Origin of the sequence: Pantoea sp. SORGH_AS_0659, assembly GCF_031453915.1 — a bacterium.
GTDB classification, from domain to species: Bacteria; Pseudomonadota; Gammaproteobacteria; order Enterobacterales; family Enterobacteriaceae; genus Pantoea; species Pantoea leporis.
This window is the reverse complement of record NZ_JAVJAK010000003.1, coordinates 348056-372068: the sequence shown is the minus strand read 5'-3', so window position 1 is coordinate 372068 and position 24013 is coordinate 348056. Positions and strand designations below refer to the sequence as shown.

General features: G+C 52.7%; 23 protein-coding genes and 2 pseudogenes. 11 read left to right on the top strand and 14 right to left on the bottom strand.

Features of this window, described 5'->3' with window-relative positions:
- Positions 1–72: 72 nt before the first annotated feature.
- Positions 73–1275 (bottom strand): FAD-dependent oxidoreductase, encoded by a 1203-nt coding sequence (locus Q3H59_RS22880; RefSeq protein WP_309837472.1) that lies wholly within the window; start codon positions 1273–1275, stop codon positions 73–75.
- A 54-nt stretch (positions 1276–1329) separates the two neighbouring features.
- Positions 1330–2265, bottom strand: a complete 936-nt coding sequence (locus Q3H59_RS22875) for an AraC family transcriptional regulator (RefSeq protein WP_309837471.1) — start codon at positions 2263–2265, stop codon at positions 1330–1332.
- A 111-nt stretch (positions 2266–2376) separates the two neighbouring features.
- Between Q3H59_RS22875 and Q3H59_RS22870 the strand changes: the two genes are divergently transcribed.
- On the top strand, positions 2377–3210 hold the full coding sequence (locus Q3H59_RS22870) for an oxidoreductase (protein ID WP_309837469.1): 834 nt from the start codon (positions 2377–2379) through the stop codon (positions 3208–3210).
- A gap of 102 nt (positions 3211–3312) precedes the next feature.
- Here the strand turns inward: Q3H59_RS22870 and Q3H59_RS22865 are convergent, their stop codons facing one another.
- Positions 3313–3639, bottom strand: coding sequence for a DNA-binding transcriptional regulator (locus tag Q3H59_RS22865; RefSeq protein ID WP_137387307.1), 327 nt, complete (start codon positions 3637–3639; stop codon positions 3313–3315).
- Positions 3640–3764: 125 nt separating this feature from the next.
- Positions 3765–4016, bottom strand: a complete 252-nt coding sequence (locus Q3H59_RS22860) for a type II toxin-antitoxin system RelE/ParE family toxin (RefSeq protein WP_309837466.1) — start codon at positions 4014–4016, stop codon at positions 3765–3767.
- 274 nt (positions 4017–4290) lie between these two features.
- Between Q3H59_RS22860 and ycgZ the strand changes: the two genes are divergently transcribed.
- Complete coding sequence (gene ycgZ, locus Q3H59_RS22855; RefSeq protein WP_110866812.1) at positions 4291–4542, top strand: regulatory protein YcgZ; 252 nt, start codon at positions 4291–4293, stop codon at positions 4540–4542.
- A gap of 117 nt (positions 4543–4659) precedes the next feature.
- Positions 4660–4950 (top strand): hypothetical protein, encoded by a 291-nt coding sequence (locus Q3H59_RS22850; RefSeq protein WP_101761585.1) that lies wholly within the window; start codon positions 4660–4662, stop codon positions 4948–4950.
- Between the two features lie 207 nt (positions 4951–5157).
- On the opposite strand, the gene Q3H59_RS22845 is transcribed toward Q3H59_RS22850, so the two are convergent.
- The 4 genes from Q3H59_RS22845 to Q3H59_RS22830 all read right to left on the bottom strand — a co-directional run bounded on the left by Q3H59_RS22845 (position 5158) and on the right by Q3H59_RS22830 (position 7741).
- Positions 5158–5508, bottom strand: a complete 351-nt coding sequence (locus Q3H59_RS22845) for a DUF3147 family protein (protein WP_008102074.1) — start codon at positions 5506–5508, stop codon at positions 5158–5160.
- A 26-nt stretch (positions 5509–5534) separates the two neighbouring features.
- Positions 5535–6398: a substrate-binding domain-containing protein gene (locus tag Q3H59_RS22840; protein WP_309837459.1), complete on the bottom strand. Its 864-nt coding sequence runs from the start codon at positions 6396–6398 to the stop codon at positions 5535–5537.
- Positions 6399–6520: 122 nt separating this feature from the next.
- Positions 6521–7162, bottom strand: a complete 642-nt coding sequence (locus tag Q3H59_RS22835) for a LysE family translocator (protein ID WP_277975041.1) — start codon at positions 7160–7162, stop codon at positions 6521–6523.
- Positions 7163–7387: 225 nt separating this feature from the next.
- A complete protein-coding gene (locus tag Q3H59_RS22830) occupies positions 7388–7741 on the bottom strand; it encodes a DUF1428 domain-containing protein (RefSeq protein ID WP_192234707.1) in 354 nt (117 codons plus the stop codon).
- Positions 7742–7919: 178 nt separating this feature from the next.
- On the opposite strand from Q3H59_RS22830, the gene Q3H59_RS22825 reads away from it, so the two are divergent.
- Positions 7920–8606 carry a hypothetical protein gene (locus tag Q3H59_RS22825; protein ID WP_110866982.1) on the top strand — a complete coding sequence of 229 codons (687 nt, stop codon included), beginning with the start codon at positions 7920–7922 and terminating at the stop codon, positions 8604–8606.
- A gap of 38 nt (positions 8607–8644) precedes the next feature.
- Here Q3H59_RS22825 and Q3H59_RS22820 read toward each other — a convergent pair whose 3' ends face one another.
- The 5 genes and pseudogenes from Q3H59_RS22820 to Q3H59_RS22800 form a co-directional block, all read right to left on the bottom strand.
- Positions 8645–10078: a 6-phospho-beta-glucosidase gene (locus Q3H59_RS22820; protein WP_192413136.1), complete on the bottom strand. Its 1434-nt coding sequence runs from the start codon at positions 10076–10078 to the stop codon at positions 8645–8647.
- A gap of 18 nt (positions 10079–10096) precedes the next feature.
- Positions 10097–11605: a PTS transporter subunit EIIC gene (locus Q3H59_RS22815; protein WP_309837455.1), complete on the bottom strand. Its 1509-nt coding sequence runs from the start codon at positions 11603–11605 to the stop codon at positions 10097–10099.
- 117 nt (positions 11606–11722) lie between these two features.
- Complete coding sequence (locus Q3H59_RS22810; RefSeq protein WP_192413137.1) at positions 11723–12481, bottom strand: MurR/RpiR family transcriptional regulator; 759 nt, start codon at positions 12479–12481, stop codon at positions 11723–11725.
- Positions 12482–12640: 159 nt separating this feature from the next.
- On the bottom strand, positions 12641–13123 hold the full coding sequence (locus tag Q3H59_RS22805; RefSeq protein WP_280173188.1) for a glutathione peroxidase: 483 nt from the start codon (positions 13121–13123) through the stop codon (positions 12641–12643).
- Positions 13124–13217: 94 nt separating this feature from the next.
- A pseudogene (locus tag Q3H59_RS22800) lies at positions 13218–13481 on the bottom strand (MFS transporter); the annotation flags it as partial.
- 7 nt (positions 13482–13488) lie between these two features.
- Here Q3H59_RS22800 and Q3H59_RS22795 point away from each other — a divergent pair.
- The 5 genes and pseudogenes from Q3H59_RS22795 to Q3H59_RS22775 form a co-directional block, all read left to right on the top strand.
- A pseudogene (locus Q3H59_RS22795) lies at positions 13489–13569 on the top strand (hypothetical protein); the annotation flags it as partial.
- A 392-nt stretch (positions 13570–13961) separates the two neighbouring features.
- Complete coding sequence (locus Q3H59_RS22790; RefSeq protein WP_280173189.1) at positions 13962–15110, top strand: glycosyltransferase family 4 protein; 1149 nt, start codon at positions 13962–13964, stop codon at positions 15108–15110.
- Positions 15111–15475: 365 nt separating this feature from the next.
- The gene (locus Q3H59_RS22785) at positions 15476–17176 is read left to right on the top strand and encodes an ATP-binding cassette domain-containing protein (RefSeq protein WP_309837452.1); all 1701 of its coding nucleotides are present in this window, start codon (positions 15476–15478) and stop codon (positions 17174–17176) included.
- A gap of 354 nt (positions 17177–17530) precedes the next feature.
- The gene (locus Q3H59_RS22780; RefSeq protein WP_110866794.1) at positions 17531–18706 is read left to right on the top strand and encodes an efflux RND transporter periplasmic adaptor subunit; all 1176 of its coding nucleotides are present in this window, start codon (positions 17531–17533) and stop codon (positions 18704–18706) included.
- On the top strand, positions 18703–20640 hold the full coding sequence (locus Q3H59_RS22775; protein ID WP_137387291.1) for a MacB family efflux pump subunit: 1938 nt from the start codon (positions 18703–18705) through the stop codon (positions 20638–20640). The genes Q3H59_RS22780 and Q3H59_RS22775 overlap by 4 nt, the downstream gene beginning before the upstream one ends.
- 119 nt (positions 20641–20759) lie before the next feature.
- Here the strand turns inward: Q3H59_RS22775 and Q3H59_RS22770 are convergent, their stop codons facing one another.
- Positions 20760–21587, bottom strand: a complete 828-nt coding sequence (locus tag Q3H59_RS22770; protein WP_192413146.1) for a MurR/RpiR family transcriptional regulator — start codon at positions 21585–21587, stop codon at positions 20760–20762.
- Between the two features lie 151 nt (positions 21588–21738).
- Between Q3H59_RS22770 and Q3H59_RS22765 the strand changes: the two genes are divergently transcribed.
- Together Q3H59_RS22765 and Q3H59_RS22760 are read left to right on the top strand one after the other, a co-directional pair.
- On the top strand, positions 21739–23298 hold the full coding sequence (locus tag Q3H59_RS22765) for a PTS transporter subunit EIIC (RefSeq protein WP_309837448.1): 1560 nt from the start codon (positions 21739–21741) through the stop codon (positions 23296–23298).
- On the top strand, positions 23295–23984 hold the full coding sequence (locus Q3H59_RS22760) for an N-acetylmannosamine-6-phosphate 2-epimerase (protein WP_101761682.1): 690 nt from the start codon (positions 23295–23297) through the stop codon (positions 23982–23984). The genes Q3H59_RS22765 and Q3H59_RS22760 overlap by 4 nt, the downstream gene beginning before the upstream one ends.
- The last annotated feature ends 29 nt before the right edge of the window (positions 23985–24013 follow it).

Here is a 24013-nt window from a genome sequence, read left to right as displayed (position 1 = left end):
AATGCGTTGCTACGAGAATTTCAGATTGGTAACCTTTACCTGGCCCGCGCTTAGCGGGCTTTTTTTTGCCGGTTATAAATAACGCGGCTTTTCGGTGCGGAAGCCGAGGCCAATCAAGCGGCCAAACAGATGGCGCAGGAACGGAAAGCGGCTGATGATCTGCGGCACTTTGCTTGGTGTGCTGCGTTTACGCTTGTTGCTGCTCATTTTGATTTGCAGGAATTGGGTGGCGACGGTTGGGAACTGGCGGCGCTGCTGCACTTTTTGCAGATCGTGCAAGGCTACATTGCCCTGCTGCAGCGGTTTGGTCAGCATATTGGCTGCGGCCACCGCATCCTGAATCGCCAGGTTAACCCCCACGCCGCCAATCGGCGACATGGCATGCGCAGCATCGCCGATACAAAGTACGCCAGGTTTCATCCAGCGATCGAGGCGGTCAATGCGAATCGACAACAGCTTAAGTTTGTCCCACTCATCGACCTCCGCCATGCGCTCTGCACTGAACGGAGCCACCTGCGCCATGGTGCTTTTTAGCGCGTCCAATCCCGCCAGCTTTAACTCGTCGAACTGATTTTTCTGAATGGTGTAGCCGCACTGCCAGTAATCACCGCGATCAATGACGATAAAGTTTTGCTTCGGACCTTTATGACCCATGCCGAGTTGCGGATCGTCGGGATGTTTCTCCAGCCGGAACCACAATACATCGCGTGGCGCACCGAAGCTTTTTCCGGTTAATCCGGCTTTGGCTTTGACCTGCGAATTGCGGCCATCAGCACCTATTACTAAAGCGGTGCGTATGATGTGACACTCGTTACCCTGTAACGTTTTTACGCCACTGATTACGCCATTTTCATAAATCAAGTCATCAAATGCGGTGGATTGCAGCAGGGTAAACCCCGGAAATTCGGCGGCTTTTTTAGCGAGAAAATTGAGGAAATCCCACTGCGGCATAAAGGCGATAAAGCGGCACTCAACCGGTAGACGTGAGAAATCCGCCATGGTGATCTCTTCACCCGCCACTTCCGCCTGCAGCTTCTCCGCGCGCTGGTGCGGCAAAGTGAGCAGCTCATCGAGCAATCCCAGCTGGCGCATGATCTCCAGCGTTGAGGGATGAATGGTGTCGCCACGAAAATCGCGCAGGAAGTCGGGGTGTTTTTCAATAACCACGGCGCGTAAGCCCGCGCGCGCCAGTAGATAGCCCAGCATTAATCCCGCCGGGCCGCCGCCAACGATACAACAATCCGCGCTTATCGCGTTTTCCTGTGCTGCCTGCATCCTCTGCCTCACGCCAAAAATGATAATCGTTATCATTTATAGCATAACCTGGCGCTAATGTGATGAAACGAACGTCGATGCCTGATGCGCCGGCGGCACGGCAAAGTTACGCTGCATGCGTTTGATCTCTTCGGCCGGCGGTAAACCGAACAGGCGTTTGAACTCACGATTAAACTGCGAGGCGCTTTCATAGCCCACCGCGTGGCTGGCCGCCGCCGCGGTCATTTCCTGACGTACCATCAACATGCGCGCCTGATGCAATCGTACCGACTTCACATACTGCATCGGCGGCTGATTGGTGATGCTTTTAAAATGGGTGTGAAAAGTGGGCACGCTCATGCCCGCCAGCGACGCGAGTTGCCCCAGCGTTAGCGGCTGCGCATAGTGCGCGTGAATGTGGTTCAGCGCTTTGCCCACTTTGCCAAATTGGCCTTGCAAGGTTAATGCCGCTCGCAGCGCGCTGCCCTGCGCACCGGTCAGCACGCGGTAATAGAGTTCACGCACCAGCGCTGGGCCGAGCATCTTCGCATCCAGCGGATGATTTAGCGTTGTGAGAAAGCGCAACACCGTCTCGCGCAACGTCTGGTCCATGGGGCTCGACATCATGCTTTGCGCCGCCTGGCTCTCAAACGCCACATCTTGCTGCTCCAGCTGCAACAGCAACCCCGTCGCCACGCTGAAATCGAGATGCAGGTAAATCGCCAGCAGCGGATTTTCCGCCGATGCCGCGCTTTCCATGGTAAAAGGCACCGGCACCGCAACCGCCAGATAGTGCTGCTCATCGTAGAGATAAACCTGATCGCCAAAGAAGCCGCGTTTCGATCCCTGACAAACAATCACGATGCCCGGATCGTACAGCACCGGCGTACGCGCCAGCGGCCGATCGGAACGCAGGATGCGCACGTCCGGCAGCGCGGTGAGGTTGTAACCTTCCTGCGGCGCTAACGTTTTAAGCAGTTGTACGGTTTGCTGCTGGAGCGTTTCTTTCATCGAATAACATCACCTTCATAATATTAGGCAAGAATTAAACAAGATAAGGCCTTATAGCTGTTTCAGCGCCAGAATATTATGCATCCTCTACTTTTTGAGGAGAAACCGCAAATGTCCAACGTTAAAACATTATTCATCACTGGCGTCAGCAGCGGATTTGGCCGCGCGCTGGCGCAGGTTGCGCTAAATCGTGGCTATCGCGTGGTCGGTACGGTGCGCAATGCTACGGCAAAAGCCGAGTTTGAAAATTTGCATACGGAAAATGCCTTCGCCTATGAATTGGATGTTACCCATTTCGCCGCCATTGAGGCGTTAATTGCCGATGTTGAAACCCGCGTTGGCGCAATTGATGTGCTGGTGAACAACGCCGGTTACGGTCACGAAGGCGTGATGGAGGAATCATCACTGGACGAGATGCGCCGCCAGTTTGACGTCAACGTGTTTGGCGCGGTGGCGATGATTAAAGCGCTGCTGCCCTTTATGCGCCAGCGCCGTCAGGGCCACATTCTCAACATCACCTCGATGGGCGGTTTTATCACCCTGCCCGGCATCAGCTATTACTGCGGCAGCAAGTTTGCGCTGGAAGGGATTTCGGAAACCCTCAGCAAAGAGCTGGCGCCGTTCAATATTCATGTGACCGCCGTCGCACCCGGATCGTTTCGCACCGATTGGGCCGGGCGTTCGATGGTGCGCAGCGCACGCAGCATCGCCGATTATGATGCGTTGTTCGACCCGATTCGGCAGGCGCGTGAAGAGAAGAGTGGCAAACAGTTGGGCGATCCGCTTAAAGCCGCCAGCGCGATGCTCGATGTGATCGAAAGCAGCAATCCACCCGCGCATCTGTTGCTGGGCAGCGATGCTTTGGCATTGGTGCGGCAGAAGATGGAATCATTCAGCGCGGAGATTGATCGCTGGGAAGCACTGACGCGATCGACGGATGGCTGATGGAATAATTGCGGTGATATTCAGGTGCGCATGAATGCGCACCCTATAAAATCTCGCCACGCTGACATTCATGGCGACCGGTTTACCCTCAACTAACAGGCATTATTGCAGCACTTCCAACCCCTTTCGCTCGATAAGATTGAGCAATCGCAGTGCTGCGCCGTTAGGTTTTTTCTCTTCTCGTTCCCACTTCACTACCGTCCCCACTGACATGCCGACGTAGGCGGCCAGCATCGCCTGGCTCAGATTATAACGTTGACGTAACTGATTTATTTCATCTCCCGACATCATGTGCAGGACAGGTAGCGAAGCGCGCAATTCACGCAATCTCACACGAGAATCAATTTTTTCTTTTAGCTCATCGGTGACCACGCCAATTTCATTAAAATCCCTGGCGATCTCTTGTAAATCTTTCAGATGATTAACCATCACATTTTACCTCACGCATCTTGCCAGTCTTGATGGCTACTTTTGCTTGTTCTGATGTCATTTCAAATAGTTGTTTGGCCACTTCCTTGTAGAGAGCGAGATCAGATTCAGATATCTCTCGACCACTACTTTTTGAATGCGGATTTAGCATAGCCGTTGACGAAAAAAAGATGTTTTTCAGTTTTAAAGGCTACAACCGCCCGGGCCCCGCCACTTTTTCCAGCAACTAAAGGAATGCGCTTCTTGTAAACTCCCCCGCCGAAACTGGCTTCATAAATCCCTGCCATGACTTCCAGCGCCGCTTTGCATAATTTTGCACTATTGATAGCGTCACCTTTGGTGTTTCTATCGAATGGCTTTAAGACATAAATTGCCATGTGTTCCCTCCGTTCTTAATGAGGACTCTCCTTGTCCTGGCATGAAAACCTATTGCACTAAGTGCAATACATATACTCAAGAACAGCCTTCATCACTTAGCATTGTATGAAATACACTCAACCTCCCTGACCTGTTCATTAAGTGATTGTTAACAATAAATTAGCACTTCTGGCCAAATGACTACGCAACTGATTCGCCATATTCCTGTACATATTAATTAAACTTGTATAAGTTTGATGGCTAAAGTTATACGTCAACCTTGAGGATGGAACCATGCGTCAGGATCGTAACTTTTCCACAGCGTCGGAAGCTATTGCACGCTACTTTAAAGAAGCCTCATTGCCTTCGCAGCAGGAAACGCTGGGGCAGATTGTGGTCGAGATCTTGCGTTCAGGCCGAACGTTAAGCCGTAAAACGCTATGCACCAAGCTGCTGTGCCGTATGGAGCAAGCACGCGGTACTGAAGCGGAAATTCACTATCAGCAATTAATCGGCCTGATGTTTTCCGTAGAACGAGAAGCCTAAATCAGGCGCCGCTGGCCTGAGAATTAACCAAGTGGTTTCCGCCTCATTCAGCTACTGGTTAGACTGAATCCACTTCGTTATTTGCCGCAGGTCTGCCGCGGTAATCAGAGAGAATATATGTACAGAAGTGATGAAGAACGGCTCACCGACATCATCATGGGCGATGCGATTTTACAGTTGCTGAAAAAATCCGGCCCGGTTTCTACTCGCGCGCTGCTTGATAAATTGCGCGTGATGGCTTCGATTGAACGCGATCCGCCGCGCCAGCAAGCGCTTAGCCGTGCGATGTCGGAAGTGATGAATCATATCGAAACCCCGCAGCAGAGCGGAATTGCGATCAAAAACACCGATAACGTGACGCATATTTTCCGCAATCGTGACGGTTCAGGTAATGGAACCAAGCACTAAACGTTGGGCGAATGCTGGTTGATCCGCGTTCGCCCTTTTGTTTTTCAATGTAAACACATCACGCTTGTTTTCTTCGCGCGCCACCGCGCCACACTGGACCGGAAGGATCGCCTTTCGCCGAGAGCAGCCTGCTGACTTAGCTTATTCCTGAAATGCAGATGGATGCATTGCAAGATCGGATATTGGTGAAGCGTTATCCTAATAAACTTACATCAACTCAATACCAAAACGCTTGAGCAGCGTGGCCCAAAGCAGAAATAGCAAGATGGTGAGCACGCAACTCGCGATCAACGTCGGCCAGAATCCGAGGCGTTGATAGAGAAATGGAAAGGCGACAAACATCGGCAAGGTCGGCACCACATACCAGAAGGTGTACCACGCGTGACTGGCAATTTTGGCCTGACTTTGGCCTTCCAGCTTCATCCAGATCAGCACCAGCACCGTCACCAAAGGCAGTGCGGCAATCAGCCCGCCAAGGCGATCGCTACGCTTAGCCACTTCAGATATCAGCACTACCATGCCAGCGGTTATGGCGTATTTGGCGATGAGCCAGAGCATCCGACTCTCCTTCCTGCTTCAGGCGATTAATGCCGAATCGCACATCCGCACTGCGACATTTCGCCCGGCACATGTTTGCCGTGATGCGAATGGCGCACCTGCATTTCGCCCTGCTGCCAGGCGTTACTGGTATCGGCACGGTTTTCCAGTAAACGATTCAGCGCTTCGGCCACCAGCAAATCCCGTCGCTGCGCCCAACTGGTGAGATGCCAGGTTGACGCGCGCGCCTCATCGACATCATCAAAACCCACCACCGCAACATGTGCGCCTTGCGCGAAGTCGCGCACCGCTTGTAACGCGCCGAACGCCAACACATCGCTTTCGCAAAACAGCGCATTGATGCGCTCGGCAGCGCGCGTTTTCTTCAAATACGCCATCATTGCCTGATAAGCCAGTTCGCGATCGTTGCCACCGGCAGAGAGCTCGATATTCAGTTCTTTCTGTTCAGCTTGCAGGCTAGCGACAAAACCGTCCATCTGGCGCGCCGGCGCGCTATTTTCCTGACTGTGCATAAAGCCGAAACGTTGATGACCTTGCGACAGCAGCAGCAATCCCATCTCTTCGCCTGCGTCATAACCATCCGCAATCACAACGTTAGCATCCGCGCTGGCGCTGTGGCTGAGATGAACCGTTGCCGTCTGCGGCAGAATCTCGGCCGCCACACTCAGTTCATCGCTAAACAGCGAAGTCAGAAAAACCAAGCCGCCGACAGGAAGTTGCGCCGCATTACGCAGCGCGCTTTGAAAACTTTCGCGGGAATTCGCATTCAGCAGCAGCGTAATAAAACCACGCTCATTCAACTGGCGCGTGACTTCATTAAGCAGCTTTACGGTGTGGGGGTTGATGAACTCATCGCTGACAATGCCGACGATAGTGGAATTAACGGCCATGAAATGACTCTCCTGCAACTTAGCGTGCGGTAATTATTTGTAGGTAACAAAGTTAAGCATTCCACGTTACCCGAATAATCCGCGAGCGCCAATCGCTGGCCGTTGTTCCTGAGACGAATTTGTTAACGACGCGTCAGCGCCAGGCGTACGCCTAAACCGATAAAGGTGATGCCCACCACACGATCAAGCAATTTCTGCAACATCACATTGCGCGACACCGCGCTAGCCGCGCTGCCAGCAACCAGAGCAAATATCACGTCAGTCATTAAACCCACAACCGCATACGTCAGGCCGAGCAACAGAAACGAGCTGGCATGATGATCGCCATCAACTACCACGAATTGTGGGAAGAAGGAGATGAAAAACAGCAATACTTTTGGATTGGTAATCGATGTAATAAAACCGCGAACTAATAAGCTGCGCGTATTAGAGCGTGGAATTTCAGCCTGCGGTGTTTTCTCTTCTTCACGGCTAAAAAAGGTTTCCCACACCATCTTACTGCCCAGATAAATTAAATACGCCGCACCAATATATTTAATCACCGTAAATAACAGTGGCGAAGCGGTAATTAGCGCCGTCAAACCGACGGCGCTGGCAATGGCATGCGTGCAACTTCCTAGCGCTACGCCACTCGCTGATATCACACCGCTACGTCGTCCATTCGCTACGCTTTGTCCTACGACATAAGCTAAATCCGGTCCCGGTGTAATACACAGCAGAAATACGGATGCGAGGAAAAGCGGAAAGTGCGTGATATCCAGCATAGTGACTCCTTGTAAAGGGTGAATAATTCCAGCACCTATCGTAGCGGCGCAATTAATTGCGCACAATAGAAGTAAGAGACACACAATGATTAAAAAAATAGCGCGACAAATCGCGTAAGGCCGATCAATTAAGTACCGCATCAAATCACCGTGCATTTCGTAGCGACGCGATTCATCGCGCAATAAATTGCGCCGCTACGATTCACTGCAGTTGCAAATACTCAACTACGCCTCCAGCAAAATCGCGAATCCACCATAGATCATACGCTTACCATCGAACGGCATATTCTCGCCCATCTCTTTCATACGCGGATCGGACATCATTTTGGCATTGGCGGCGTCACGTACTTCCTGCGATGGGTATTCGATCCAGCTGAACACCACCGTTTCGCCCTCTTCGGCTTTTACCGCGCGATAAAAATCGGTCTGCGTGCCTTCGGGAACATCGTCTGCCCAGCACTCGACAACACGCGTGGCGCCAAACTCTTTAAACAGCGGCGCGGCTTTAGCCGCCATGGCACGATAATCCTCCTTATTAGCTTCCGGCACCGCTACGACAAAACCATCTACATACGACATAGCTCGTTACTCCGTCGTCATTTGCGCGGTCAGTAATAACCGCGCATTAATTGTATAAATGATGTGCAACCCGAGCCGAAACAGAGATGAAAATTTGCGCGCTTACTCGCAGATTCTGCGCGCGCCAGACGATTTACGTTACACTGACGCCTTTGATCGTTACGTCACCGAGAAATCTATGCGCATCACCATTGAACCGGCCGATCAGCCGTTTATTCACCGTTTGTTGGGTGAAGAGATTGAGAGTATTGACACCGCATCCACCGATGCCACGTTATTACAGCAGGCGCTACACAGCGCACGACAGCAGAAGAATCACGAAGCCGACCTTGACTGGCGCCGCAACGCGCTGTTTCTGCTACTGTTTGTATTTTTATATGCCGCACTCGGTGCGTCGTTAACGCTGGATCTCACGCCGCAGGCATCGAGCCATAAAAGCCTCGCTTACGCGCTGGAAGCGGTGCCGGTACTGATTGCTTTTTCTGGTTTATTCATCTCGCTGCTGTACGTATTTCTGACTCGCAGCGGCGCTCGACGCTTGCGTAACTGGGAACAGGGAATTTTTGTGCTGGAGAAATACAGCGGCGTGAATTTCAGTCGGCAAATTAATGAAATGGGATCACGCACCACGAATTATTCGCAATCGGCAATTAACGTTGCGCTGGCGCTGTTTATTTGTGTGACCTGGGTGGTGATGTATAACTATTTCACTTTCACCACCAGCGGCGTGATTGGCAGCGTGATTTCACTGTTCATCACCACCATGACCTACGTGATTCTGGATATTCAGCTGCTGAAATCTAATTCATCCATCGCTATTGATGAACCGCTGATTCCAGTTGAAGACGAAAAAGAGAAGCCATAAGGATCTCAATGTGCGACATCCCTGTCGCACATATTTCGCTAGAGTTCTTCGCCGTTGCTGGCGATGACCCGGCGATACCAGTCAAAACTCTTCTTCTTTGAGCGGGAAAAATCTCCGCTACCATCATCGTTTTTATTTACGTGAATAAAACCATAGCGCTTACTGTATTGGCCGGTGGTGAAAGATACGCAGTCAATACATCCCCAAGGGGTATATCCCATAAGATCGACGCCATCTTCGGTCACGGCTTTCTTCATCTGTTCAATATGCGCCCGCAGATAATCGATGCGGTAGTCATCATTGATCTCGCCCTTTTCATCCATTTTGTCGATGGCACCAAAACCGTTTTCCACCACGAATAGCGGCTTTTCGTAACGCTCATAAAGAATATTCAGCACATAACGCAGCCCGACCGGATCGATCTGCCAGCCCCAATCTGAGGCTTTAACGTGCGGGTTCGGTACGCTGCCCTCGAAGCCTGAAAGCGCCGTCCCGCTGCCGGCATTTTCTTTACTGACCGCATTACTCATGTAATAGCTCAGCCCGATATAATCGGCACAGCCTTCCCGCAGGATCTGCGCATCATCGGCTTCCATTGCAATGTGGTATCCCTTGCGTTGCCATTCATTGAGAATATAAGCCGGATAATGACCGCGCATGTGCACATCACTGAACAGGAATCGCTCCCGCATCGCTTCCTGGGCATACATCACGTCATCCGGATGACAGGAAAACGGATAAAGCGGCACCATGGCGATCATGCAGCCAATTTGTAGTGCAGGATTAATTTCATGTCCCAACTTCACCACTTGAGCACTCGCCACAAATTGATGGTGCAGAACCTGATACATGCACTCTTCAGGATTAGGCTCGTGGGTAAAAATAACGCCCGAGCAGCAATAACCAAACAGCGGAGTTTTCCAGTTGCGCTGATTATTAATTTCGTTGAAGGTCATCCAGTATTTTACTTTGTGCTGGAAACGATTAATGACCACCGCGCTGAAGCGGACAAAGAATTCCAAAACTTTTCTATTTTTCCAGCCGCCATATTCGGTTACCAGGAAGTTTGGCATCTCAAAATGGGACAGCGTAATTACCGGTTCAATCCCGTATTTCAGCAGCTCATCGAATAGCGCATCGTAAAAACGCAACCCCTCTTCGTTCGGCCCGGCTTCATCACCGCGTGGAAAAATACGCGACCAGGCAATTGAGGTGCGGAAGCAGCGGAAGCCCATTTCTGCCAACAGCGCGATATCCTCAGGATAGCGATGGTAAAAGTCTGATGCCTCGTGATTGGCATAAAAGCAGTCATCCTGAATGCCGGCGGTGATGACGCGATCAACACCGTGCGCCCCGCTGGTCAGGACATCGACTATGCTCGGGCCTTTACCGCCTTTATCCCAGGCTCCCTCGACCTGATGAGCGGCAACAGCGCCGCCCCACATGAAATTTTCTGGAAATGGCTTATTCATAATCTGTATCTCTATTTATCAGAGGGTGCCAGGCTGCGGCACAGAGCGAACGTCAGGTTGGCTGTTTTCTTTGAATCCCGCGACCCAGGAGAAAACCATGCCCAATATGAAGGCGACGAATATGGATACCAGGAAGCCGAGGAACTGCGTCATGTGCCCCTCTTTAAAGAACACCGGCAGGACGGCAATGCCGGGAATGCAGTAACTCCATGAAACCGCGTTGAAAGCCCCGGCGATCATGCCGCCGGCAGCGCCCGCCAGGCAGCCACAAATCATCGGTCGTTTAAGACGCAGAGCCACACCGTAAATGGCGGGTTCAGTGATGCCGAACAGCGCCGTTACACCCGCAGAGAGCGCCATGCGCTTAAGCTCAGCGTCTTTCGCCTTCAGGTATACGCCCAGCACCGCGCCCGCCATACCGAATACCGCGGAGGCTTGCAGTCCGGTAAAAGTGTCGTAGCCCAGGGTGGCATAGTTACCGACGGTCACTGGCGTGATGCCCCAATGCACGCCCAAGGTAACCAGTGGCATCCAGAAGGCACCAACCACAAATCCGGCAATGGCAGGACTGAGATGATAAAGGGTGTTATAGACGCCACCGATGGCGCCGCCGATCATATTGCCGATCGGGCCGAATGCCAGAAGCGTGAACGGAACCATGATGGCGAGGCAGAACATGGGCGTGAACAGGTTGCGTATCACCATCGGAAGCAGGCGCTCGAAGAAACGCTGTACATACGCCATGCCCCACACCATCAAAATAATGGGGATCACCGACGAGGTGTAACTCAAATACTCTACCGGCAGCCCCATAAAGGTCAGCGGCGCCGCATCAAGCGGAATGCCAACGATCTGCACCATAACCTTTGAAATCTCGGGATTTTCAACCACGCCCTTCATCAAAGCCTGCACTGCGGGATCGGCTGAGTTGGCGGTAAGGATTTTGTTGGCCGTCAACATACTCAGGTAATCCGGCGACACCAGCGCGCAGGCGGAGATAACCGCTGTGAACGGATTGACGTTAAATTTTTTGGCGGCGGTAAACGCCACCATCACGGGCAGAAAGGTAAAGCCGGTCCACGAAACGAAGTTAAGGATGCGATAAGTGCCGCTTGCCGGATCCATTAGGTCGATGGCGGTCAGCAGCGAAATGATGCCCTGCAACACACCGCAGGCTGCCAGTGGATAGAGAAAAGGCGCAAATATGCTGGAGATGATATCCATAATGCGGCTAACCATACCGACACTAGGCGGTGGTACCGCTGTACTTTCGTCGAAAGTGAGTAGATTCTGCACTTCGCGGTAAGCATCACCAACGTGATTACCAATCACCACCTGCATCTGGCCGCTGGCCTGCATCGCGGTGATAACGCCTTTTACCCGCTTTAGTGATTCAACCTCGACCAGAGAATAATCTTTCAGCACAAACCTCAGACGTGTAGCGCAATGTGTCACACTTATCACATTATTATCGCTACCTATCAGTCTAACGATCTCTTTCGCAGAATCCGCATAATCTATTGCCATGGTTTTCTTCCATTGCCAGAGGGAATTCAGTCCATCAGGAGCGGACTAATTCAGGCAATGTTAGAAAATCATCCCGGCAATGTCACGAGGTCACAATATGTTATAACGGGTCGCTAATTACAAAAATGTCACACCGCGTGACATATCGCTGAGATTATTCACCACCAGCTTTCTGCCTATCGATTCAAGAATAAAAATGACCGGAACCTGAGTGGTAATATCGTATTCGCTTTCAATCAAAATGCGAGAAACATGGTAAGGAACAATAAAGTCAGAAAGTTTTGCCAGTGTTGAATCCGGGTTGCAGGTAATAGAAATCACTTTGCACTTGTGAATAACAAACTGCCTGGCAAGCTTCAATATTTCGGGAGTTTCGCCAGAGACTGAAAGCACGATAGCTACTGAACTCTGCACCATATCGGTACTCACCGGATAATAGGGATCATCAATGTGATTACTGAACTTACCCACATTAGAGAAGAAACGCGCACCATACCTGCCAAGCGTGCCAGAGCTGCCTGCGCCAGCAAAGAATACCCGTTCGGCATCACGAATGTATTGAGCCGCCTGGTTGATCATCTCATCAAATTCATCGTTTCTGATGCTTTTAAAAAAGGTCAATATTTCCTCAGCTCCATGAGGAATCAGTAATGTGCTATTTTTGTTCAGGTGCAACTTCATACTGGCTTTGAGTTCTGAGTAACCTTTGAAGTCCATTTTTTTACAGAATCTCAGAACAGTCGCGGTAGATACGCCAGAATTATCAGCTAGCTCTCTTATCGTCATATAAATAACGGCATTGATGTTTTTAATAATGTAATTATGCACGCTGCTTTCGAGGGCATTTAAGGTTGATAGTTTTCTGGCGTTAAACATCTATTCAAACATCCTGACGATTCAATTATGACGCTTATCATGTCACAAACCGTGACATCTGAGGGATGTTTAACGAGTAAACCCGCCGCGGCAAACCAAAAGAAATTGTATTAATTGTGATAGCTCGCACAATTTGGATCAAGCATGGCGGAATGCATATTAGTTTTCCAGCGCAGTAAGGATCGTCGCTTCCATTTTTTCTGGTTTGGTGATCGGTGCAAATCGCTTGATCGGTTTGCCGTCGCGTCCGATCAGAAACTTAGTAAAGTTCCATTTGATCCGCCCGCCCAACACACCGGGTAATTCGGCTTTCAGGTAGCGAAATACGGGGTGCGTTGCGGCGCCGTTAACTTCGACTTTATCGAACATCGGGAAGCTCACACCGTAGTTGATGAGGCAGGTCTGCGCGATATCATCGGCTCCGCCAGGTTCCTGCTTGCCAAACTGATTGCAGGGGAAACCCAATATCATCAGCCCATTGTCCGCGTACTTCTTGTAGAGCGCTTCAAGGCCTGCATATTGAGGAGTAAATCCACAATGGCTGGCGGTATTCACCACCAGAACCAGCTTCCCGGCGTAATCGGCCATAGAGATGGGCTGGCCTCGCAAGCTGATGGCATTAAGTTGATGAAAGGTGGTCATGTATCAATCCTCAGAGCAGAATCAGTTCGGCATTAAAGACGGTGCTTTAATCAGCGGCCTCTGCGCCTTATTCTATGATTAAAGCGCCTGCGATTCATGTTAGACGTGATGTGTGAAAAGTCATGACTACCGCACCAAGAAGTAATAAACCACTCAAGCCGAAAGCACTTTGCCAACCCAGACTGTCGAAAATCAAACCCCCAACGGTTGATCCAAGCGCAATGGAGAGTTGGATGACAGCAACCATCAGACCACCACCTGCCTCTGCATCTTCGGGTAGCGTCCGCGCGAGCCATGTCCACCATCCGGTTGGCGCGGCTGTCGCAAGCATTCCCCACAGGCTCAGCAAAACGGCAACGGTTACTCTGGAAGCGTCATTTCTCTATTATCCGCACCGCAATGTGTCACCCACTTTGCGCGCGGCTATTGATACATTGAGAATTTAAATGATTTTCAATGGAAAATATGTATACCTGTCAATATCATCATCTCTCTCATTCGCCCACTGTTAATTAATCCTGAAGTAAATAAAGGCTTCTTAGCAACCTGAAACTTTAATCAGCATTGGCACTCTCCCTCCCGACGTTTTCTGGAAATCGATTAAACACCAGCAAATACACGTATTTTTGCTGTTTGGCCGTGCATAATTTGACATGTTGGGAAGCGGCGCAAAAAGCAGATTTTGCTCTGGTATCAACAGCCTGAATAACCATGTTGAATTCAGATCTTATCTGAAAAACCATAGCCTTACATAAACTAAATACTTTTTCATCCTCTTAATAACGAGGACATTTAAATTAATTCTGTTAATTTTTTGCACTCGCCAGCAGGGGGAAGAATGAAGATTATCGTCGGTGGAAACGGCTACCCGGAAAAGAGAAACATCATTACAGACCCTGCAAATCGCTATCTGGATTACCGTCCCAGAAATATCTGGACCTGGATCAACGTTATAAGGCGGCGCTTATTGCATAAAAATAAACTCTTTATTTTTCGTCCGCTGCCTCTGATGTCTTCAGGTGATGCGGACATTATCCACCTTTTTAACGAAGTTTCTTCGGGGCCAGGCGACTGGGTAGCGACCTTTGAAACCGAACTGCCCCGTGTTCTTCCCGTTGAGGGAATACCCAAATTTGCCAACCCCGAGCTGGCGCGGGAACTCCGGTACGTCTGCTCTCCGCGCTGCAAAGGTATCATCGCTATCTCAGAAGCCACACGTCAGATCCAACTGCGGCTGCTGGAACATTTCCCCAGGGAGCAGGCTATCATCGGGCCCAAACTGCACGTACTGCATCCCCCGCAGCCGGTACTGCAGGAAAAAAATGCTCTGGTTGAAAGAGGTCCGCTGAATTTTACCTTCGTGGGCAAGGAGTTCTATCGCAAAGGAGGGGCAGAAGTTGTGCTAGCCTTTAGCCAGTTATTAAGGGAAAACCTGATAAGTGTGAACGACGTACGCGTAAATCTGGTTGGTGATCCTGGCAAAACGCATAACGTGGCTCACCAGGCGTTCCAGGATGATGACGCATTTAGAAGAAGCGTGGAGGATACACTTCGTGAATGCCCTCTATTCCAGCACTATACGTCGCTGACCAACGACGCGGTACTGGCGTTGATTAAGACCTCTGATGTCGGGCTGCTGCCCACATGGCAGGAGACATACGGCTTTTCCGTTCTGGAAATGCAGGCCTGCGGCTGCCCGGTAATAACGACGAATGTCAGAGCCTTGCCGGAAATCAATCCGGAAAATGCCGGCTGGCTGATTCGCTGTCCACTGAATAGCATGTCGGAGCTGACGGTTGGATCGCTCAACGATAAAGCCGCACTGAGAAGCACCATCGTTTCTCAGTTAAAAGCCCATATTTTACATATCTTAAGCGACAGAAAAATTGTCAAAGTGCGCGCTATACAGTCAGTCGCTCGCATACGTAATGAACACGATCCTGTGGAGTTCAGAAATTACCTGAGTGCGATATACAGGGGGTTTTGAGCCAGACAAATAAAGAAATTAACCGTTTTCTGTATGGGTATTGTTCACATTGCTCATACGGATAACCTGCCCTCCCAACATTTCGGGCATTCTTAACTGGAAAACAGACCTTTCCGCCACTATCATCAGCTCACTTATTCACCCACTGATAACTAAGGAGGATTACTATGCCACTGTGTGAATTGTTTATTTACTCACACTTCTACAGTAATTGGCCGCGTTCAGGCATTTCCGCACTCGTGCTGCGATAATCCGTCCTGAGCGAAGTTAACTGAAAATCTAATCCCTTCCTCCGGCTTACCGGGTTGTCGTCAGCGATTTCTGACGTCGGGCTTTTTTTGCGCCTGCAACTTATGAGTAAGCACATGAGCACTTTACTGTCCGCCCACGCTGTCGGTTTCGATAACACCTTCGGCACGCTATTTCACGATATCCATTTCAGCCTGAAAAAAGGCGATCGCATCGGTTTGCTGGGTGATAACGGCACCGGTAAAAGCACCTTATTGAAAATTCTCAGTGGTGAACTGGAAGCCAGCCACGGCAGCGTTACGCCGGCTAATCACTGTTTACTGGCGCGCATCGAGCAGCATCTGCCAGCAGAACTGCACAACGCGTCGCTGCTTGATGGCGTGATGGCGCGGTTGCCGGAACAAGCCGATCGCTGGCGCGCCGAAGCGCTGCTGGGCAGCCTGGGTTTCACCGCTGAGCAACAAACGCAAACTGCCGCAACGCTAAGTGGCGGTCAGCATATGCGCCTGCTGCTGGCGCGCGCGCTGATCCTGCAACCGGATCTGCTGCTGCTCGATGAACCCAGCAACCACCTCGATATGCCGACGCTATTGTGGCTGGAGAATTTCCTCAACGGCTGGAGCGGCAGCTTCGTGCTGGTTTCCCATGACAGCACCCTGCTCGATCGGGTGACCAACTGCAGCTGGATTCTGCGCGATCGCGGTCTGCAATTCTTCCGTCTGCCCTGCAGCGCGGCGCGTCAGGCGCTGATCGAGCAGGATGACGCTGACACGCAGCGTTATCAGGCCGAGCAGAAAGAGATCGAACGCGTAGAGAAAAGCGCCAAACGTCTGGCGATCTGGGGCCGCACTTACGATAACGAAGGTTTGTCGCGCAAAGCGCAGCAGATGGAGAAACGCGCCAATTGGTTGAAAGAAGCACAAACCACGCTGAGCGAAGGATCGCTATGGCGGCTGCAGCTGCAAGGTGAAGCGCTGGACGCCGATCGCGTGCTGGCGTTGCCGCAGATGTCGATTCGGCCGGCCGATGACGCGCCTGCACTGTTTTCACTACCAACGCTGCAGGTGAAAAGTGGCGATCGCGTAGCGATCGTTGGCCGCAACGGTTGCGGTAAATCGTCGCTGCTGCGCCATTTGTGGCGTGAATTTCAACAAGCAGATAGCGCGCTATTTCATCCCCGCGCGCGCCTCGGTTATTACGATCAAAGTCTGCATCAGTTGCACGATGCGGAAACGCTAAGTGATGCGCTGGCGCATTTTGCGCCGCTCAGCGATGAGCAGCGCAAGATGGCGTTGATCGGTGCGGGTTTTCCGTATCTGCGTCACCAGCAGCTGATTGGATCACTGAGCGGCGGCGAGCGCTCGCGTTTACTCTTTGTGGGGCTGACGCTGGCGCGCTATTCGCTGCTGCTGCTCGATGAACCCACTAACCATCTGGATATGGTAGGTAAAGAGGAGCTGGCGGAGGCGCTGAATCAGTTTGAGGGCGCGGTGTTGCTGGTGTCGCACGATCGTCAGTTAATCGCCAACAGCTGCAATCGTTTCTGGCTGATAGAAGACCAGCAACTCAGCCAGTGGCACGATTTTGACGCGGTGACCGAGCGCCTGCGTGCTGAGCAGGTGATAGCCATGTCTGAGGTTGTTGCCCCTGCGGCGACGGAAAACGCGTTGGATGAAGATGCTTTGCTACTGGCGTTATTAGAGGTGGAAAGCAAACTGGATGAGGATCTGGCGCGTAAGCCGAAGCATCAGAAACCCGCGTTGCAAGCGCAGTGGCGTGAGGAGATCGCGCAGCTGAAAACCCAGCTCGATCTGTAAATCGGCAGTGAAACGGTCGCCATAAATGGCGTAATGCCGCTCAGTTAAGCGTTGTATCAAATCACCGCACCTTCCGTAACGGCGCGACTTATCGCGCAATAAATTGCGCCGCTACAATGTGTGCTCTCGGTGATGAGGGGGTTTCATGGCTTAACTGACAAACATTACGCCATAAATGGCGACCCTACGCCCAATCAGTGACTGAGATACGCTGTAAACAACCCAGCCGCCCTTTCTATTCGGAAAACTTTAATCATTTTTCAACCAGCGCGCATTACCCAGATAAATCCGGCGAATTTTCTCCAGTTTGTTCCCTTAAGTGATTATGATTCTCGCTTCATATAAGGGACGCTTATGCTCAATATCTCAAAAAAGTGGCTATTCGCCACGCTCGCTGCCGTCATTCTCCTGCTGTTGATCTGGCATTTCGCCGGTTCACGCCATAAACCTAACGCGGTGGTCACCGCCGAAGTGCGTCAGGGAAATATCGAAAACGTGATTGCTGCCACCGGCAAAATGGATGCGGTTGAACGCGTCAACGTCGGTGCGCAGGTTTCTGGTCAGGTGAAAAAGCTTTATATCAAATCTGGCGATAGCGTCAGCAAAGGCCAGCTAATCGCCGAAATTGATGATCAACCGCAGCGCAGCGATTTGCGTAACGCGCAGGCGGCGCTGAGCGTGGCGCAGGCCGATCTGGAAACCCGCGAAGCCGCGCTGGTGCGACAGCAAGCGCAATATCAGCGCTTGCAGCAAATGATTAAAACCAATGCGATCTCGCGTCAGGATTTTGATACCGCCGAACAAGAGTGGCGCAGTGCACGCGCCGAGCTAACCGCGCAAAAAGCGCGCGTGATTCAGGCGCAGATTGAGGTGGATAAGAAGCAGCTCGATCTCGGTTATACCCGCATCATGGCGCCAATGGACGGCACGGTCATCGCCATCGTCACTAAGCAAGGTCAAACGGTGAACGCGGTACAAACCGCGCCAACCATCGCCAAGCTGGCGCAGCTCGGCACCATGACGATTAAAGTGCAGATCTCCGAAGCCGACATCAACAACGTGCAGCCAGGCCAGCAAGCGTGGTTCACCACCTTCTCCAATCCAGACAAGCGCTACAACGCCACGCTGCGCAGCCTCGAACTGGCGCCGGAATCGGTGATGAAAGATGACGCGCTGATGGGCAACAGCGAAAGCACGCCAGCCAGCAGCACCAACGCCGCAGTCTATTACAACGCGCTGCTGGATGTGCCAAACCCCGACAACGCGCTGCGCATCTCCATGACGGCGCAGGTCAACCTGCTGCGTGATTCCGCTAAAGACGCTTTGCTGGTGCCGGTGCAGGCGACGAAGAAAGACGCGGATGGCAAAACCTACGTGGAAATCCCCGATCAGGATAACCAGCCGGTCAAACGCATCATCACCACTGGCATCACTGACAGCGTTGATATTCAGGTGCTGAGCGGTTTAAAAGTCGGCGAGAAAGTGATCCTTGCTACGCAGACGGCGGGCGCTGACGAGGTGTTGATGTGAATATCATCGAACTGAAAAACATCCAGCGCAGCTATGTTAACGGTTCGCAATCTCTGCATGTGCTGAAAGACATTAACCTGAGCATTGCTAGCGGCGAGCTGGTGGCGATTATCGGGCCGTCCGGTTCGGGTAAATCGACGCTGCTGAATATTCTTGGCTGCCTGGATGCGCCGGATAGCGGCGACTATTTCATTAGTGGCCAAAACACCGCCACGCTGTCGCCGGATGCGCTGGCGAAAGTCCGCCGCGAGCATATCGGCTTTATCTTCCAGCGTTATCATCTGATGCCGGATCTCAGCGCCTTGAGCAACGTCGAGATTCCATCGATCTACGCCAATCTGCAGGGCAAAGCACGGCTGCAGCGCGCGGCGGATCTGCTGGCACGTTTAGGTTTGCAGGGCCGCGAACATCATAAACCGGGCGAGCTGTCCGGCGGCCAGCAGCAGCGCGTCAGTATCGCGCGCGCGCTGATTAACGGTGCCGAAATTATTCTTGCCGATGAACCGACCGGCGCGCTGGATTCGCATTCCGGCGAAGAGGTGCTGCGCATCCTACACGATCTCAATCGCGAAGGTCACACGGTGATCATCGTCACGCACGACATGAAAGTGGCGCAGCACGCCGATCGCATTATTGAGATTCAGGACGGCGAGATTTTTGCCGACAGCGGCCGCAAACAGGATGCAACCCGCGCGCAATATGTCCCCGCCGCGCCTAAAAGCCAGAGCAAGCTGCGCGGCTTGCTCGACCGCTTTCGCGAATCATTGCGCATGGCGCTGAATGCCATGAACGCGCATCGGCTGCGCACCGCGCTGACCATGACCGGGATTATTTTTGGCATCGCGGCGGTGGTCACGGTGGTGGCGCTCGGCCAGGGCGCGCGGCAAAAAACGCTGGAGAGTATTTCCGGGCTCGGCACCAATGTGGTGTCGATCTATGCCGGCGGTGATTTTGTCGAGGATGAAGCGCATCCGGTGCTGACGCTGGTGATGGCCGATGCCGACGTGATTGGGCGTCAGCAGTTTGTCGCAGCGGTCAGCCCGGAAATGATCGCCAATCAGCCTATTCGCTATCTTTCCAACGCGTCCAAAACCTCAGTGTACGGCGTCGGCAAAGCGTATTTCCAGATTCAGGGCATTAAATTGCTGGAAGGCAGCAACTTCAGCGATGAACGCCACGCGCGTCAGGAGATCATTATCGATACCAACACGCGCAACAAACTGTTTGGCGAACACGGGGAAAGCCCAATTGGCAAGATGATCGTGCTGGGTTCGGTGCCGGTGCGCGTGATTGGCGTGGCGGATAATAACGATGGCATGTCGCCCAATCGCCTCAGCGTGTGGCTGCCGTGGAGCACCGTGATGTATCGCATCAGCGGGCAAACCGCGCTAACCAGCATCAGCATTAAGCTGAAGGACGATGTGGTGAGCGGCCCGGCGGTGGAATCGCTGACGCAACTGCTAACCGCGCGTCACGGCAGCAAAGATTTCCTGGTGTTCAACCGCGACAAATACCGCAAAGCGATTGAAGATGCCGCCGCGACGTTAACGCTGTTGATTCTGCTGGTCGCCTCAATTGCACTGATGATTGGCAGCATCGGCGTGATGAATATCATGCTGGTCTCGGTAACGGAGCGTACCCATGAAATCGGCGTGCGCATGGCGGTGGGCGCACGGCGCGGCGACATCATGCAGCAGTTTATGATCGAAGCAGTTTTAGTCTGTCTGGTGGGCGGATCGCTCGGCGTCGCGCTGGCGCTGGTGATTGGTCCGATTATCAGCCTGCTGGCGGGCGGCATGATCACGGCGATCTTCTCATGGCAGTCAGCGGGTGCGGCCTTTGCCTGCTCCACCATCATCGGCATGATTTTTGGTTACCTGCCCGCGCGCAAAGCCGCACGCATGGATCCGGTGGCGGCATTGGCAAGCGAATAACTGAAATACCGCTTTAATCTATTAGCACTGTTCCGTAGCGGCGCGATTTATCGCGCTCTTTTGACCTTTTTACTTGTGTAAAAACGCGCAATAAATCGCGCCGCTATGGATTTGCCGTTTTACATCAACATCGGCAAGGTCGCCGTTGCTGTCTGCTGGCTGGCCGCCTGATACCGGGCATCATGCGTCATCAACTCGTTAATCAATACTTCCACCAACATCATTGCACCCACTTTACCGCTCAGCGCGCCGGCGTTGAACGGGCCTTCCGGCCGCGCAGCCACCAGCAGCATATCGGCTAAACTGCCCATCGGGCTGCGCAGCGTGTTGCTCAGCATCAGCACGCGCGCGTTTTGCTTCTTCGCCAGCTTCACTACGTGCATTACATCTTTGGTCGAGCCGGAAGCGGAGATGGCGATCACCAAATCGCCCTCTCTGAGCGTCGAGGCATTCATCGCCGCGCGATGCATATCACCAAACAGCTGCGCCGATTTACCTAAGCGCAACAGGCGATAGTGCAAATACTCACCGGTAATCGCGCTGGCCGCCACGCCGTAGATCTGGATAGTTTTAGCCTGATGCAGCGCTTCCACCGCGCTCTGAAGCACCTCGCGGTTAATGAATTTCCCGGTATCGCGCAGCGCCTGCACCGTTTCCTCCACCAGCATGTCGATGCTGTCACCGCTAGCGACGGCGGCGGGCTGATTGTGTTGCACATCCAGCGCCAGCGCCATTTTGAATTCGGTATAGCCTTTGCAGCCGAGATGACGACACAGCCGCGTCACGCTTGCTTCGCTGGTGTCGGTCTCGCGCGCTAATTCAGTGATGGTGAGATACAGCACTTTCTGCGGGTCGGTGAGGATGAAATCGCCCAGCTTTTGCAGCGTCGGACTGTAGCCCGGCAAGCCCTGGCGCAGGTGCAGCAAGATGTTTTCGTTGTCCGTCATGGCGGCCTCTTCTTCACGACATTATGGCGCACAGTGTGCAGCAGATTAGGGCATAAGTGAAAGCTATCACAATAATGATGGAAATTTTCATCTTATGAATGAGATTGTGATAATAATTTTCACCACAAAATCACTTCAGGGATAAAAATTTATGTCATCACTGTTCAGCGGTGCCTCTTCAGGGGGTTGGTTTGAAAAAGCCCAGCGGTTTGGTAAGTCGTTCATGTTACCGATCGCCGTGCTACCGGCGGCCGGTTTGCTGCTGGGCATTGGCGGCGCACTTTCCAATCCCAACACCGTCAAAGCCTATCCATTCCTCGATGTCGCCTGGCTGCAAGGCATGTTCACCATCATGGCGAGCGCCGGATCGGTGGTGTTCGCCAACCTCGCGGTGCTATTTGCGGTTGGCGTAGCGGTAGGATTGGCCAAAAGCGACAAGGGCACCGCAGGATTGGCCTCGCTGCTGGCTTATCTTGTAATGAACGCCACCATCAATGCGCTGCTGACGCTGACCGGCGTGCTGGCGCAGGGCAACCTTAGCGCGGTGGGACAAGGCATGGCGCTCGGCATTCAGACGCTGGAAACCGGCGTATTTGGTGGCGTGGTGATCGGGCTGGTGACGGCCATGCTGCATAATCGCTACAACAAAATCGCCCTGCCGCAATTCCTTGGCTTCTTTGGTGGCTCGCGCTTCGTGCCGATTATCAGCTCCTTCGTCGCCATTCTGGTGGGTGCGGCGATGACCATCGTCTGGCCGCATTTCCAGAAGCTGATTTTTGGTATGGGCGGATTGGTGGATGCCACCGGTTATTTCGGCACCTTTATTTACGGCTTTGTACTGCGCATGCTCGGCCCGTTCGGCCTGCATCACATCTTCTATCTGCCGTTCTGGACCACCGCACTCGGCGGCAGCGAAGTAATCAACGGACATCTGGTGGAAGGCACGCAGCGCATCTTCTTCGCCCAGCTTGCCGATCCCCACACGCAACAATTCTACATTGGCACCGCGCGCTTTATGTCCGGGCGCTTCATCACCATGATGTTTGGCCTGATCGGCGCGTGTCTGGCGATGTACCACACCGCTAAGCCGGAAAACCGTCAACGCGTGGCCGGATTGCTGCTGTCGGCGGCGCTGACTTCTTTCCTTACCGGTATCACCGAACCGATTGAGTTCTCGTTCCTGTTTGTCGCGCCGGTGCTGTATGTCATCCACGCGCTGTTTGATGGGCTGGCGTTTATGATCGCCCACATCCTGCACATCACCATCGGCCAAACCTTCTCGGGCGGCCTGATTGATTTCATTCTGTTCGGCGTATTGCAGGGCGAAGCGAAAACCCATTGGTGGTATGTCCCGCTGATAGGCGCGCCGTGGTTCCTGCTCTATTACTTTACTTTCCGCTTGCTGATCACCCGCTTCAATTTCAAAACGCCGGGTCGCGAAGACGTCAGCGTTGAAACTGTGCCGATGGTCGCCGGAGAGCGTCCACTGCAGGTGATCGCGGCTTTAGGCGGCAAGCAGAACATCGCCGAACTGGATTGCTGCGCCAGCCGTCTGCGCATCACGCTCATCGACAGCAGCAAACTCGATGAAAACGCATTGAAAGCTACCGGCGCACGCGCCGTGATCCAACGTGGCAAAGGCGTGCAGGTGATTTATGGCCCGCACGTCACCATTATCAAAAATGAAGTAGAGGAGTTACTCGCGCTATGAAAGCACCGATGCTGGCCCAGATTCAGGGGAAACTGGTGGTCTCGTGTCAGGCTCTGGAAGATGAGCCGTTACACAGCCCGTTTATTATGTCGCGCATGGCGTTAGCGGCGATGGAAGGCGGAGCGGCGGCGATTCGCGCCAACAGCCTGATCGACGTACAGCAGATTATGCAAACCGTGGATTTGCCGATTATCGCCATTATTAAGCGCGACTATCCCGGCAGCGATGTGTATATCACCGCGACGCTGCGGGAAGTGGATGAGTTGATGGTGGCGAATCCGGCGATGATTGCGCTGGATGCCACGTTACACACACGTCCCGGCGATTTGCAGTTGCCGGCGTTGGTGGCAGCGATTCGCCAACGCTATCCGCAACTGTTGCTGATGGCGGACATCGCCACGGTGGAAGAAGCGCGTCAGGCGGCGCAATTAGCTTTCGATTGTGTCGGCACCACGCTGCACGGCTACACCGCAGAAACGCAAGGCTGCTATTTGGCCGCCGATGATTGCCGCTTCCTGCGTGACGTATTGGCTGCGGTAAAGGTGCCGGTGATTGCCGAGGGGAATGTTGAAACGCCGGAAATGGCGGCGCATTGTCTGGCGCTGGGCGCGCATGCGGTGGTGGTCGGCGGCGCGATTACGCGTCCACAGCAGATAACGCGCCGCTTTGTGAATGCCATCAATTAATTTTTGAGGTGCCCATTAGGCACCTCGCC